This window comes from Brevundimonas sp. P7753, from assembly GCF_013386595.1.
In the GTDB taxonomy this organism is placed as follows: domain Bacteria; phylum Pseudomonadota; class Alphaproteobacteria; order Caulobacterales; family Caulobacteraceae; genus Brevundimonas; species Brevundimonas bullata.
Window position 1 is genome coordinate 1 of sequence record NZ_JACARP010000126.1, and the last position, 13240, is coordinate 13240.

Sequence of the window (13240 nt, forward strand, 5' to 3'; positions counted from 1 at the left end):
CGGTCTCGGGCCGTCGCTAGGCGCGCTCTCTCCCCGGAGCGACCTGGGAAACGCCCGCCGGAACCCTCCGGCGGGCGTTTTCTATGATCGGGCCTCATCGATCCAGCGCGCGGCGCGGCCCAGCAGCCGCACGGCGTTCCCATGCAGGCGCTCGCCGATCTCCATTGGCGCCTTGCCGGCGCAAGCCCGCGCGTAACTGCCTTCGAGAATGAGGGCGAGCTTGTAGCAGGCGAAGACCTTGTACCATTGCAGGTTCGACAGGTCGGCGCCGGTCAGCCGGCCGTAGACCTCGACCAGTTCTTCCGCCTCGGGGAAGCCCTCCCAGGGCTCGACGACGATCGTGGTCTGGCTCATGTCCCCGCCCGGGCCGGGCCAGGTCGCCAGCAGCCAGCCGAGATCGACCAGGGGATCGCCGATGGTCGATAGTTCCCAATCGATCACGGCCTCAAGGACCGGGGCGTCCTGGCGGAACAGGACGTTCTTGAGATGAAAGTCGCCGTGCATCAACCCGGGGCGGAAGGTCTCCGGCCGGCGCCGGTCTAGCCAGGCCCCGATGGCGTGAACGTCGGGCAAGCCGTCGGGGCCGGGCCAGTCGGCGAACTCATCGTAGCTTTCAAGCTGCTTCATCCAGCGGCGCGACTGGCGTTCGAGAAAGCCTTCCGGCTTGCCGAAGTCGCCGAGCCCGACCGCTTCGTAATCGACGAGAGCGATGCGCGAGAGGCCCTCGATCACCGACAGGCCCATGGCGCGGCGCGCAGTGGGAGATTCCGCATGGAGCGGCGGCATGCCGACAGCGGCGTTGAACCCGTCCAGCGGCTCCATCAGATAGAAGGCGGCGCCGAGCACCGAGGCGTCAGGGCAGTCAGCGATCAGTCCGGCGTGGGGCACGTCCGATCCTTTCAGGGCTCGCAGGACCCGCGCCTCGCGCCGCATGGTGTCGCTGCCGTCGCGTCGCGGGTTCAGCGGCGGGCGCCGAAGCACGTATTCGCGCCCGTCGCGCCAGAAGCGCAGAAGGACGTTCTGGGAGCCGCCCGTCAGCTGGACGACCTCCGTGATCGGGCCCGCGCCGAGGCCCTGATCGCCCATCCATCCGGCCAGGGCCTCGAGGTCGACGAGCTCCAGTCCGTGCGGACGGTCTATGGTCATGCGATCGCCGCCTTCAGGCCCGCTTCGTCGCCGGCCAGGCCGTATCGGGCCAGGGCGGCCGCGCGACGCGCCGGGACGTGATAGTCGGGGAAGAGGCCCTGGGAATGCTTCCGGCCGCGCAGCAGCTGCTTGGCCAGGGTCACCTTGTGAACATCGGTGGGGCCGTCGGCGAGGCCGACCTGGAAGGAGTCCAGCACCATGGCCGCCAGGGGCGTTTCGTTGGATAGTCCCAGGCAGCCGTGGATGTAGACGGCCCGCGCGGCGATGTCGTGCAGCACCTTGGGCATGGCCGCCTTGACCGCAGAGATGTCGCCCCGGACGCGGTTGTAGTCCTTCTCCCGGTCGATCTTCCAGGCGGTCCGAAGGACGAGAAGACGGAACTGCTCCAGTTCGATCCAGCTGTCGGCGATCTTCTCCTGCACCATCTGCTTGCTGGCGAGCGGTTCACCCCGGCTGATACGCGCCAGGGCGCGGTCGCACAGCATGTCGAAGGCCTGTCGCGCCTTGCCGATCGTGCGCATGGCGTGATGGATGCGTCCGCCGCCGAGGCGAACCTGAGCCACGACAAAGCCGTCGCCCTGGCCGCCCAGCATGTGATCCAGAGGAACAGCGACGTCCGTGAAGCGGAGATAGGCGTGAGCCGGATCGCGATCGCCGTAGCCGACGTTGCGGACGATCTCCAGCCCGGGCGCGTCCTTGGGAATAATGAAGACGGAGAGGCGGCGATGGGGCGGCGCATCGGGATCGGTGACCGCCATGACCAGGAAGAAGCTGGCGTAGCGGGCGTTGGTGGCGAACCATTTCTCGCCGTTGAGGAACCAGTGGTCGTCGCGCTGCTCGGCGCGAGTGGTGAAGGTCGTGGGATCGGCGCCGCCCTGGGGCTCGGTCATCGAGAAGCAGGACACGATGTCATTGGCGAGCAGGGGCTGAAGGTAGCGCGCCTTCTGTTCGTCCGTCCCGTAGACCGCCAGGATCTCGGCGTTGCCGGAGTCCGGCGCCTGGCAGCCGAAGACGGTCGGGGCGAAGACGGATCGACCCAGGATCTCGTTCATCAGGGCGAGCTTGACCTGGCCGTAACCCGGACCGCCCAGCTCGGGGCCGAGGTGGCAGGCCCATAGGCCTCGCGCCTTGACCTGCTGCTGGAGCGGTCGGACGAACCGGCGGTTCAGTGGATTGTCGAGGTCGAAGGGGCTTTGCAGGATCAGATCAAGCGGTTCGATCTCCTCGCGAACGAAGGCGTCGATCCAGGCCAGCTGTTCGGCGAAGTCGGGGTCGGTTTCGAATTCCCAGGCCATGGGCCGTCTCCAGTCAGTTCGGTGTCAGGACAGGGTTCGACCGCCGTCAACGACGATGGTCTCCCCGATGATGTAGGTCGCGAGCGGAGAGGCCAGGAAGAGCGCCGCGCCGGCGATCTCCTCGGGCCGTCCCAACCGCTGCAGCGGAATGCCCCTGAGGCGCTCTTTCAGCCGCTTCGGATCCGCTGTCGTCACTTCGGTCATCTTGGTTGCGATCAGGCCGGGCGCGATCCCGTTGACGCGGATGCCCCGCTCGGCCCAGGCGTCGCCGAGGGTGCGGGTCAGGTGGATCGCGCCCGCCTTGGACGCCGAATAGGCGGGATTGCCCCGCGCAGCGCGAAGGCCGCCCACGGAACTGATCAGGATCAGGCTTCCCTGTCGCGCTTCCAGCGCCGGCGCCAGCTTCTGGGCGCAGGCCATGAGGCTGTTGAGGTTCACCTCCACGACTCGACGGAAGGTCTCCGCCTCGAACTCCCGTCGCCGATACTCCACGGCGCCCTGGGACAGGATCACCACGTCGAGGGCGGGGAAGGGCGGCGTCCAGGCCTCGACCGCCCCGGCCTCCGCCACGTTCAGCGTCGAGAAGGCGAAGGGGGCGAGGGCTTCGGCGGCGTCGCCGTAGTCCGCCTTGCCGGCGCGGGTGCCGGTGACGGCGACCCGGGCGCCCCTGGCGGAGAAGGCCTGGGCGCAGGCCAGGCCTATGCCGCTGGTTCCGCCGATGATCAGGACGGTCTTGTCAGTGAAGTCGAGATCCACAGCGGTCCTAAAGCGAAAGAATGAAACAGTTGTTTTATTTCACATGGGTGCGCTAGGTCGTCAATCCATGAAAGCTGAGAAAGCAGACATCGCCCGAGAGACGATCAAACGGGCCGCCCAGAGCCTGTTCGCGGCCCGCGGCGTCGACGCCGTGTCCGTCCGCGACATCCTGGCGGCGGCAGGGCAGCGCAATGGCGCGTCGCTGCACTACTACTTCGGGTCCAAGGACGACCTGGTTGCTCAACTGGTGATCGACGGCGCACGCCTGATCGACGAGCGGCGCAACGCCCGGCTGGACGCCCTTGAGGCCGCCGGGGGGCCGCAATCCCTCGACGAGGTGATGGAGGTCCTCATCCTGCCGTCGACCGAGCTCGGCGCCGAAGGCGGAGAGGGCGACTATCTTCGCTTCATCAGCACCTTCAGTCTGCAGAACCGGGCGGAATTCGAGCGCATTGTCGGCGACGGCTGGAACCGGGGTTATCAGCGCTGCCTCGACCATATTCGGCGGCTTTCGCCGGCCCCTCCTGACGTCCTCGAACGGCGACTGGTCTTCCTCAGTCTGGGATTGCGGGCGGTCATGACGGCCCGGGAAGCCGCCCTGGCGACAAGCGCCGCGCACCCCTTCTGGCAGCCGGACGAGACGCTCGCGGATCTCGTGCGGACCCTGGTGGGGGTGGTTTCGCCTGCGGACGCGAATAGGCCCTAGGTCTCGGCTCGGCGCGGAGGGCTGAGGGGTGCGCGTCCGGGGTTGGTGCAAAGCGGTTCGGAATGCAGAACTTTATTCCGGTATCAGATTTTGGATTGCGACCCGGGATATCTCTGACTAGCATCGCGGCGCGGTCATGCCCTGGGGCGGGGCCGGAATCGGCCCGTAGCACCTGCGCGCAGACGTAGGATCAGAGGGCGAGGGAGAGGGAAGACGATGGACGTGAAGACAGGAATTTCATGCGGGGCGCTCGCCTGGGCGCTGATCTCGTTCGCCAGCCCGGCTGCGGCTCAAAGCCGACCGGAGACCGAGACTGTCACCGGACTTGACGAGGTCGTGGTCACCGCGCGTCGCCGCGACGAAGCCCCGATCTCCGTGCCGGTCGCGGTCACCGTGCTTGGAAGCGAACAGCTTCGCGCGCTGGCGGTGGACAGCCTGCAGGACCTTCGCGCCGTCACGCCCGGCATCTCGGTCGGCGAAGTCTCAGGCGGCGTTGGCGGCACCGTGTCCCTGCGCGGGGTCGGAACGACGGCGGGCTCCAATCCTACATTCGAGCAGACCGTCGCCATCAACATCGATGGCGTTCAGTTGTCTCGCGGCGGCGCGGTGCGCGTCGGCCAGATCGACATGGAGAAGATCGAGGTCCTGCGGGGGCCTCAGGCCCTGTTCTTCGGCAAGAACAGCCCGGCGGGCGTGATTTCGATCACCACGGCGGATCCCGGCCGATCATTCGAGGCCCAGGCGCGCGCCGGCTATGAGTTCAACGCCAAGGAGCGCCAGCTCGAAGCCGTTGTGTCGGGACCGATCACCGAAACCCTCGGCGGTCGTCTGGTCGTCTACGGCGCCGACATGGACGGCTGGCGCGACAATATTGCGGGTCAGGCGGCGGAAGCGGCGAATGCGATCCGTCCGGGATCGGTGACGGGGGCGACCTCCGGCGGACCTCAGCAAACCTTCTTCTTCACGCGCGGGACGTTGAAATGGGAGCCGAGCGATCGTTTCGACGCGCGTCTGAAGCTGAGCTACGCGAAGAACGAAGGCATCGGATACAATCAGGCCGGCGGCTTCCAGAGAATCTACTGCCCGAACGGTGCGCCTCAACTGGCGCCGCAGTCGACCGTCCTGAACGGCGGCGTGCCGAACGCCGACCTGGCCAAGGCCCTGTCCGTGGACAACTGCCGTCCGGACGCCACCTACGCCAACGGCAACATCAACCCCGCCTTCCTGGTGAATTCACCCGAAGGCTTTACGGATCCGTCCGGAGCCGGGGACTATAGTCAGCAGCTCCATTCGCTCGAGCTCAACTATCGCCCGTCGGAGTGGCTGAAGCTGACGTCCGTGACCGGCTGGGCGAGAAATGAGGACTTCCGGGTCGACACCTATGCGGTCGCACCATCGGACGCTGCGGCCGTGAACGACTTCAGCGGCAACACGGGATACACCCAGTTCACGCAGGAAGTTCGCGTTTCGTCGGATCTGCCGGGCGCCTTCAACTTCCTGGCCGGAGCCTTCTACGAATCCTCCGAACTGGAGACCTATACGCGCGCGATTGCGGCCGGTTCGCCCCTGTTCCTGCACAACATCGACGGCTCGACCCAATCGGTGTTCGGCCAGGTGCTGTGGGATGTCACCAGCAATATCGAGCTGGCTGGCGGTCTGCGCTGGAGCAAGGAGTCCAAGGATTTCGCCGTCTCGCGGGAGGGCGTGCCTCAGCCGGTGTCGCCAGCCTCGGCTGATTTCGAAAACACCTCGCCTGAAGTGACCCTGACCTGGCGGCCGACCGACCGACTGACCCTCTACGGGGCCTACAAGGAAGGGTTCAAGTCGGGTGGGTTCGCGGCCGCGACCAACACGGGGCCGGCCTTTGTGAACCCGCTGAACGCCATGTACCTGCCGGAATCCGCCCAGGGCTTCGAGGGCGGGGTCAAGGCCCTGCTGTTTGACGGCGCGCTCAGGCTGAACCTGGCGGCCTACGACTACGACTACACCAACCTGCAGGTGAACTCTCTCGACAACGCGAGCGGTATCCCGGTGATCCGGGTCAACAACGCCGGCGCGGCGACGGTCAAGGGCGTTGAAGCCGATTTCACGCTCCGCCTGCGCCAGGTTCCGGGTCTCGTGATCCGAGGCGCAGCCAACTACAACGACGCCAAGTACACTGACTTCCTGGCGACCTGCTATATCGGCCAGACGATCGCCGACGGCTGCAACCTGTTGCTCAATCCGTCGACCGGCCGCTACACGGGTCAGCAACTGGCGGGGGAGCGGCTGGTCAACGCCCCCGAATGGACGGGTTCTCTGGGCGCCGCCTACAGCGGCCCCACGATGATCGAAGGCGTCGACTGGGGCATGAACCTCGATACCCTCTACAAGTCCGAGTACAATCCCCATCCGGAGCTGCATCCGGGCGCCCTGCAGAACGACGTCGCCTTCCTGAACGCGGGCGTGCGCGTGTTCAGTGCGGACCGGGCCTGGGAGGTGGCGCTCATAGGCCGCAACCTTACCGAGGAATTCCGGGTCGATGTCGCCTCCAACGTGCCGCAGACCGGCCTGGCCGCCCGCACGGGCACGGCCTTGGGCGGGGGGCTTGCGGACCTCAGCGGCAACGTGAATCGAGGGCGTGAAATCATGCTTCAGGTCACATTCAGGCCGTTCTGACGGCGAACGGCGGCAAGGAGGCCCGAGATGCGGCTTGTGACATTCGAGGCGGACGGCCGGAAGCGGGCCGGGGCCTTCATCGACGGCGATAGGCGGATCGTCGATCTCGCTGCGGCCCATCAGCAGAGGTTCGGGGTTTATGCCCCTGAACTGGCCGACATGCTGGCGCTGATCGAGGGGGGCGACAACGCCCTCGACAAGGCGGCGGAAGCGGTCAGGGACGCGACCTCTGAAGCCGTAGTCGCGCGGTCCGACGTCATCCTGAAGGCGCCGATCCATCCGCCGCCCCAGATGCGCGATTGCAGCTCCTTCGAGCTGCACCTGCGTCAATGCTATTCGGCGGCGCGGGCCATGCGGGCTCGGGCCAAGGGGGTCGACGTCGTCGAGGACACCGGTCCGACGGATGCGGAGCAACGAATCCTCGACCTTTTTGCTCGACAGCCCATCTACTACAAGGCCAACCGTTTCTCGGTGATCGGGAGCGAGGAGACGGTGATCTGGCCGTTCTATTCCCGGACCATGGACTTCGAACTCGAGTACGGCTGCTACCTCAAGAAGGCGGCCAAGGACGTGCCGGTCGAGAAGGCTCGCGACTACATCTTCGGCTACACCATCTACAACGATTTCAGCGCTCGCGACGCTCAGGCGACCGAGATGATCGGACAGCTGGGTCCGGCCAAGGGCAAGGACTTCGACACCGGCAACGCCATGGGGCCTTGCATCGTCACGGCCGACGAGATGCCCGATCCCTATGCCCTGACCATGATCGCGCGCGTCAATGGCGAGGAATGGGGCAGGGGCCATTCGAGCGCCATGCACTGGAAATTCGAAGACTTGATCGCGTTCATCTCGCGCTCTGAAACCCTCTATCCAGGCGAGTTTCTGGGGTCGGGAACCGTCGGCAACGGCTGCGGTCTGGAGGCGCAGCGCTTCCTGAAGTCCGGCGATGAAGTCGAGCTGGAGGTCGAGGGCATCGGCGTGCTGCGCAACCGCATCCTCAAGCCGGTCTAAAACAGACAAGACAGGGCGTCGCCCTCCGATCCCGAGGCCGCGCGTCAGGGGGGGAGGGCGCGCGGCTGGCCCTCGACGCCGTCCGATTGGACGACCTGCGACGACGATGTGCGTTTGCGTTCTGAAATTTCCAGAATAGCGTTCTCAACAGAGAATTTCATTTGCTGGAGCGGATCGTTTCCCGCTAGAACAGAAGCATTGAAGGCGACGGCTTGTCCGTTGCGCACGGGGCGGCCCAGCTTTGCGGGCCCCATCCAGGCCGGCTCCCCGGGCGCCTGGACGACGAGCCCGTTCAGAACAGAAGGTAGAGATTGATGGCCAAGGTTGCAGTGGTGGGGGCCGGCCTCATGGGCGTCGGCATCGCCCATGCGTTCGCTTCGGCGGGACACGACGTCCGGCTGGTCGATGTTTCGTCCGAACAGTTAGCCAAGGCTGCAAAGACCGTTGCAGGCATCCTCGCCGACGGGGTTCGGCTTGGAAAGACGGATGAGGCGGCGGCGACAGCGGCTCTGGCCCGGTTTGCGACGTCGGAAAGTCTGACCGACAGCGCCATGGGCGCCGACCTTCTGGTTGAGACCGTGTCGGAAAATCTGGCGATCAAGACGGAGGTGGTCCGCAAGGCAGAGGCCGTCATGGCGCCGACCGGCCTGATTGCAACCAATACCTCCGCCTTGAGCGTGACCGAGATCGCCGCCGCCTGCCAGGACCCGTCGCGGGTCATCGGCATGCATTTCTTCAACCCGGTCCAGAAGATGAAGCTGGTCGAGCTGGTGCGGGGCCTGGCCACCACGGATGCGGCCGTCGCCCGGTGCCGCGACTATGTGGCCCAGTTGGGCAAGACGGCGATCGTCGTCAACGAGACGCCTGGCCTGACCACGAGCCGCATGTCGGCCATGGCCGGCAATGAAGCGATGTGGATGCTGCAGGAAGGCGCGGCCACCGCAGAGGACATCGATACGGCGCTGCGCCTGGGCTTCAACCACCCGATGGGCCCCCTCGAGCTGGGCGACCTCACCGGCTGGGACACGCGCCTGTCGGTCCTGCACTATCTGCATTCCACCCTGGGCGACAAGTTCCGGCCATGTCCGCTGATCATCAAGATGGTCAAGGCGGGGCGCTATGGCCGCAAGGTCGGCTGGGGCGTGTACCGGTACGAAAACGGCCTTCGCGTGCCCGGATCCGGCCTGCGCGGGAGCCAGCTGTGAATCCTGTCTATGTCGTCGCGGCGGTCCGCACCCCCATCGGAAAGTTTCGGGGCGCGCTTGCGGGCGTGAGGGCGGACCAGCTCGGCGCCCATGCGCTGAACGAACTGGTCGCGCGCGCCGGCGTCGGCCCCGAGGCGATCGACGACGTCATCTTCGGCTGCGTGACCCAGATCGGAGAACAGTCGGCCAATATCGCCCGCACCTCCCTGCTCGGCGCCGGCTGGCCGGAGACGATTCCGGCCATGACGGTGGATCGCAAATGCGGCTCTTCGGAAGCCGCGATTCATATCGGGGCGGCCCAGATCGCGGCGGGCATGAGCGATCTCGTGGTCGCGGGCGGGGCGGAAGCCATGTCGCGCGTGCCGATGGGCTCCAACCGGGCCATCCACGGCGAAGCCTTCGGCTGGCAGGTCTCGGACCGCTACGAGCTGACGTCCCAGGGCGAGGCCGCCGAGCGCATCGCCGACAAGTACGGCTTCGACCGCGACGCCCTCGACGACTTCGCCGCAGAGAGCCACCGACGCGCCGCCGCGGCCAGCGACGCCGGCTATTTCCGCGCCGAGACCGTCGCCGTCCCGGTCGCCGATCTTTGCGAGAAGGACTGGGACGGGCTGCGCGACAGTCTTGAGGCCGACCAGACCATTCGTCGCGACACCAGTCGTGAAAAGCTCTCGACGCTGAAGACCAGCTTTCGCGAGAACGGCCGCATCACCGCCGGAAACGCCTCCCAGATTTCAGATGGTGCGGCTGTGGTCCTGCTCGCGTCCGAAGCGGCGGTGCGGCGTTTCAACCTGACCCCGCTGGCGCGTATCCGCGCGACCGCCGTGGTGGGGGCTGACCCGACCCTGATGCTCGAAGGGCCGATCGCCGCCAGCCGCAAGGCGGCCGCCATCGCGGGGCTGTCGTTTGACGATATCGCCCTGTTCGAGGTCAATGAGGCCTTCGCCAGCGTGCCGATGATGTGGATGCAGGCGACCGGGGTGGGGGCCGACCGGCTGAACGTCAACGGCGGCGCCATCGCCCTGGGCCATCCGCTCGGGGCCACGGGCGCCCGTCTCGCGACGAGCCTGATCCATGAACTGGGACGTCGCGGCGAGACCTACGGCCTTCAGGCGATCTGCTGCGCCGGCGGACTGGCTACGGCGACCCTCTACGAAAACCTCATGCCCCGGCCGGCGGCCTGAACCCGGAGGACTCGTCCATGTCCCGGCTCACCTTCTACTATGCCCCGACGAGCTGTTCGCTGGCCTCTCATATCGCGCTCGAGGAGTCCGGCCTGGCTTTCGAGGCGAGCCGCATCCGGCTGCATGACGCGGACTCCGTCGTCGCCTGGCGACAGACGAACCCGTCGGGTTCCGTTCCGGCCCTGATGTCCGACGGACGTCTGCTGACCGAAAACGTCGCCATCCTGGACTATGTGGCGCGTTCCGCGCCGGCCGCAGGCCTGTCGCCGGACGACGCCTTTGATCAGGCGAGGATGCTGTCCCTGACCGCCTGGTTCGCCAGCACCGTGCACATCACCGGGCGAATGGCGCGCGCCCCCTTCCGGTTCACGCCGGACGAGACGACCTATCCGGCCCTGAAGACCGAAGGCCGGATCCGGTTCGAGGCCAATCTCCACAAGATCGACGCCCTCCTGGCCGATCGAGACTGGCTGATCGGCGACCGGATGTCGGTCGCTGACGCCTACGCCCTGGTCTTCTACGCCTGGGGCGTCGCGGGAGAGCATCCGGTCGCCGGGCTCAAGCACTATTCCGCCCTGGCGCGCCGCATGGCCGCTCGACCGGGCGTTCAGCGCGCCATGGCGCGCGAGAAGACCCCGCCTTTTCCTGTCTGACCCCGGAGACCCGCCATGCGCCGCACCGCTATCGTCACCGGAGCGTCCGGCGCCCTGGGGCGCGCCCTCGTGGCGCGGCTCAAGGCCGCCGATATCCTTGTCGCCGCCGTGGACGCGTCGCCGTCTTTCGAGATCGAGGCGGATCTGGTGCTGCCAGGCGTCGATCTCGCCGATGCGGCCTCGGCGGAGGCGGCCATCGAGGCGGTGGTCGCCGCTTTCGGAGCGGTCGACGGGCTGGCCAATATCGCCGGGGGATTCGTCTGGCAGCCCGTGGTCGGCAGCGAGGCGGAGACCTGGGACCGGATGTACCGCACCAACCTGCTCACGGCCGCGCTCGTCAGCCGGGCGGCGGTGCCGCATCTGTTGAAGCAGGGCGGCGCGATCGTGAACGTCGGCGCGGCGGCGGCGGCCGATCCGGCGACGGGCATGGCGCCCTATGCGGCCTCCAAGGCGGGCGTGATGGCGTTGACGCGCAGTCTCGCCAATGAACTGCGCGGGCAAGGGGTGCGCGTCAACGCGGTCCTGCCGACCATTCTGGATACGCCGGCGAACCGTCGGGACATGCCGGACGTCGATCCCGCCGGATGGGTCCGGCCGGAGCACGCCGCCGAGACCATCGTCTTCCTGTTGTCGGACGCCGCCATGGCGGTCAACGGCGCAGGCCTCACGCTCGCAGCCTCCTGAGGCGATTCAGCGCCTCGCCGTCCGGGCGCCTGTGTGCGCCCGCCGCTCTCACCTCTGACGGCTAGGCGGCTTCTGGCGGAGACGCTTCGACGGCGCGCATCCTGGCGCGCCTGATCTGGATCTCCCGGTTCGTGATGTAGAGGGTCGAGGCCACGATCACGCCCGCCCCCAGATAGGTGTAGGCGTCCGGCAGTTCGCCGAACACGACCAATCCCGCGATGATCGACAAGACCAGTCTCGCATAGTCGATGGGGGCCAGGACGGCCGCCTCGCCGACCGCCATCCCCTTGATGAACAAGACCTGGTTGGCGGCGCTGAGCAGGCCGATCAGGAACAGGGGGATCAGGTCGCCGACACTGGGCCAGCGCCAGTCGGCCAGGGCGAACGGCAGACACAGGATCTCCCCGATAATGCTCGACCAGACCAGGATGGAGCTCGCGGACAGATCTTTTGTAAGGGACTTCACGCCTGTGATCGTGCCGGCCAGGCAAAGGGCCGAGACGAGGGCCGCGACATGCGGCCAGCCAAGCGTGACCCCCGCGCCCCAGGGACGCATGATGATCAGGACGCCGACAAAGCCGACCGCCACCGCCGCGATGCGGCTGGGGCCGATGGTTTCACGAAGGAAGACCGCGGCCAGCAGCACGACCCAGAGCGGGCGCGTGAAGGACAGGGCGTTGGCCTCGGCCATGGGCACGGCCTCGTAGGTGTAGAGCAGCAGGATCATGCCGACGGTCGCGAGCAAGGCGCGTACGAACAAGGGCGGCATCGTCGCCAGCGGCACGAACAGCACCTGCCGCGGGCTGCGCAGCATGAAGGGGACCGCGACGATCAAGGATCCCGTCTGGCGATAGAAGTTCTGGACGTGGGAGGGATAGTCGCCGGCAAGGTGCTTCACCAGGACGGTCATGGTGACAAAGGTTACGCCGGACAGCAGCACCCAGATCGCGCCCTGGGCGTTGGGCGGCAGGCGCGAGAACAGGGTCTTCAAGCCGAAGCGTCCTCATAGCCCTTGAGGACATAGGTCATGCGGCCGCCAGCAAGCATCAGGCCGCTGAACAGATGAAGCTCGACGATCTGTTCTTCGGTGAAATGCGCCCGCAGGTGCTCGTAGATCTCGTCTCCGAGCGAGAAGTAGTCCCCGGCGAACAGTTCTGCAAAGCGCAGGGCGGCCTGTTCGGGCGGGCTGAACCGGGGATCCGACCAGTCGCTGCAAGCGACGATGTCAGCCTCGCTGACGTCGTCTGACTTGCGGGCGATCTGACACACGGGGCAGGTGGTGATCGAGGCGATCTTGAGCCGCACCAGTTCGCGCAACCGTTCGGGCAGCACCCCCCGTTCGTGGATTTCAGCCATCACGCCCAACCAGGCGGTGGCCGCCGCCGGTCGTCTCGCCCAGATCTGGACCGGCAGAGTGTTGGACAGCATCCGCGTCGCCGTCCCCTGGGCGATCGCAGCGCGCAAGGGATCGGGCAGGCTGTCGAGCGGCAGAGGGGCGACGCGGGCCATCGGTCAGTCCCTGTCTTCGCAGAACTCGAAGATCGCGCCGCCGAACTCGGCGGGGTCGACGCGAAGCAGGGCGCCGTCGACTGCCTCGCTGTGCTCGATCCGTTCGAACTTCACGCCCAGGGCGCGCAGGCGCTCCGCCTTGGCGTCCAGACCGTTGACCGAGATGCGGATGTAATGCGGGCCCGGCCCCCAGTTGTGCAGATAGCGTCCCGAAGGGCTGTCCCACTGGGTCGGCTGGATGACGTCCAGCGTCGCGCTGGTCCCCAGGTTGAAGCCGATGCGGGCGACCTTGTAGCCTTCCCCCTTCAGCTGCTCGACAGCGCCGGCGGGCCGGAGGTCCAGGTTGTGGTCGAGACGGCGAAGGACGTCGTCCAGATCACGGACGAGGAAGCCGCGGCCGACCACCCGGACCATGTCGCCGGGCTGGGGGGCG

General features: G+C 66.9%; 12 protein-coding genes and 1 pseudogene. 7 read left to right on the forward strand and 6 right to left on the reverse strand.

Annotation, left to right across the window (positions count from 1 at the left end; all coding sequences use genetic code 11):
- Positions 1-81: 81 nt before the first annotated feature.
- Genes HX774_RS18010 through HX774_RS18020 form a run of 3 tightly spaced genes read right to left on the reverse strand, consistent with a single transcriptional unit; the run spans position 82 to position 3197 of the window.
- Positions 82-1146, reverse strand: a complete 1065-nt coding sequence (locus tag HX774_RS18010; RefSeq protein ID WP_178828827.1) for a phosphotransferase family protein — start codon at positions 1144-1146, stop codon at positions 82-84.
- Complete coding sequence (locus HX774_RS18015; protein WP_178828828.1) at positions 1143-2441, reverse strand: acyl-CoA dehydrogenase family protein; 1299 nt, start codon at positions 2439-2441, stop codon at positions 1143-1145. Before HX774_RS18015 ends, HX774_RS18010 begins: the two co-directional genes overlap by 4 nt.
- Positions 2442-2465: 24 nt before the next feature.
- Positions 2466-3197, reverse strand: a complete 732-nt coding sequence (locus tag HX774_RS18020; RefSeq protein ID WP_178828829.1) for an SDR family NAD(P)-dependent oxidoreductase — start codon at positions 3195-3197, stop codon at positions 2466-2468.
- Between the two features lie 67 nt (positions 3198-3264).
- On the opposite strand from HX774_RS18020, the gene HX774_RS18025 reads away from it, so the two are divergent.
- The 7 genes from HX774_RS18025 (at position 3265) to HX774_RS18055 (ending at position 11298) form a co-directional block, all read left to right on the forward strand.
- Complete coding sequence (locus HX774_RS18025; protein ID WP_178828830.1) at positions 3265-3903, forward strand: TetR/AcrR family transcriptional regulator; 639 nt, start codon at positions 3265-3267, stop codon at positions 3901-3903.
- Between the two features lie 216 nt (positions 3904-4119).
- Positions 4120-6561 carry a TonB-dependent receptor gene (locus HX774_RS18030; RefSeq protein ID WP_178828831.1) on the forward strand — a complete coding sequence of 814 codons (2442 nt, stop codon included), beginning with the start codon at positions 4120-4122 and terminating at the stop codon, positions 6559-6561.
- Between the two features lie 27 nt (positions 6562-6588).
- Positions 6589-7572: a fumarylacetoacetate hydrolase family protein gene (locus HX774_RS18035; RefSeq protein WP_178828832.1), complete on the forward strand. Its 984-nt coding sequence runs from the start codon at positions 6589-6591 to the stop codon at positions 7570-7572.
- A 314-nt stretch (positions 7573-7886) separates the two neighbouring features.
- Complete coding sequence (locus HX774_RS18040) at positions 7887-8777, forward strand: 3-hydroxyacyl-CoA dehydrogenase (RefSeq protein ID WP_178828833.1); 891 nt, start codon at positions 7887-7889, stop codon at positions 8775-8777.
- The gene (locus HX774_RS18045; protein ID WP_178828834.1) at positions 8774-9961 is read left to right on the forward strand and encodes a thiolase family protein; all 1188 of its coding nucleotides are present in this window, start codon (positions 8774-8776) and stop codon (positions 9959-9961) included. The genes HX774_RS18040 and HX774_RS18045 overlap by 4 nt, the downstream gene beginning before the upstream one ends.
- 17 nt (positions 9962-9978) lie before the next feature.
- Positions 9979-10614 (forward strand): glutathione S-transferase family protein, encoded by a 636-nt coding sequence (locus HX774_RS18050; RefSeq protein ID WP_178828835.1) that lies wholly within the window; start codon positions 9979-9981, stop codon positions 10612-10614.
- Between the two features lie 15 nt (positions 10615-10629).
- Positions 10630-11298 carry an SDR family NAD(P)-dependent oxidoreductase gene (locus HX774_RS18055; protein WP_178828836.1) on the forward strand — a complete coding sequence of 223 codons (669 nt, stop codon included), beginning with the start codon at positions 10630-10632 and terminating at the stop codon, positions 11296-11298.
- A gap of 61 nt (positions 11299-11359) precedes the next feature.
- On the opposite strand, the gene HX774_RS18060 is transcribed toward HX774_RS18055, so the two are convergent.
- The 3 genes and pseudogenes from HX774_RS18060 to HX774_RS18070 all read right to left on the reverse strand — a co-directional run.
- The gene (locus HX774_RS18060; protein ID WP_255500541.1) at positions 11360-12289 is read right to left on the reverse strand and encodes a DMT family transporter; all 930 of its coding nucleotides are present in this window, start codon (positions 12287-12289) and stop codon (positions 11360-11362) included.
- Positions 12286-12807, reverse strand: a complete 522-nt coding sequence (locus HX774_RS18065) for a carboxymuconolactone decarboxylase family protein (RefSeq protein ID WP_178828837.1) — start codon at positions 12805-12807, stop codon at positions 12286-12288. Before HX774_RS18065 ends, HX774_RS18060 begins: the two co-directional genes overlap by 4 nt.
- Positions 12808-12810: 3 nt before the next feature.
- Positions 12811-13240 (reverse strand): annotated as a pseudogene (locus HX774_RS18070) (lactoylglutathione lyase); the annotation flags it as partial.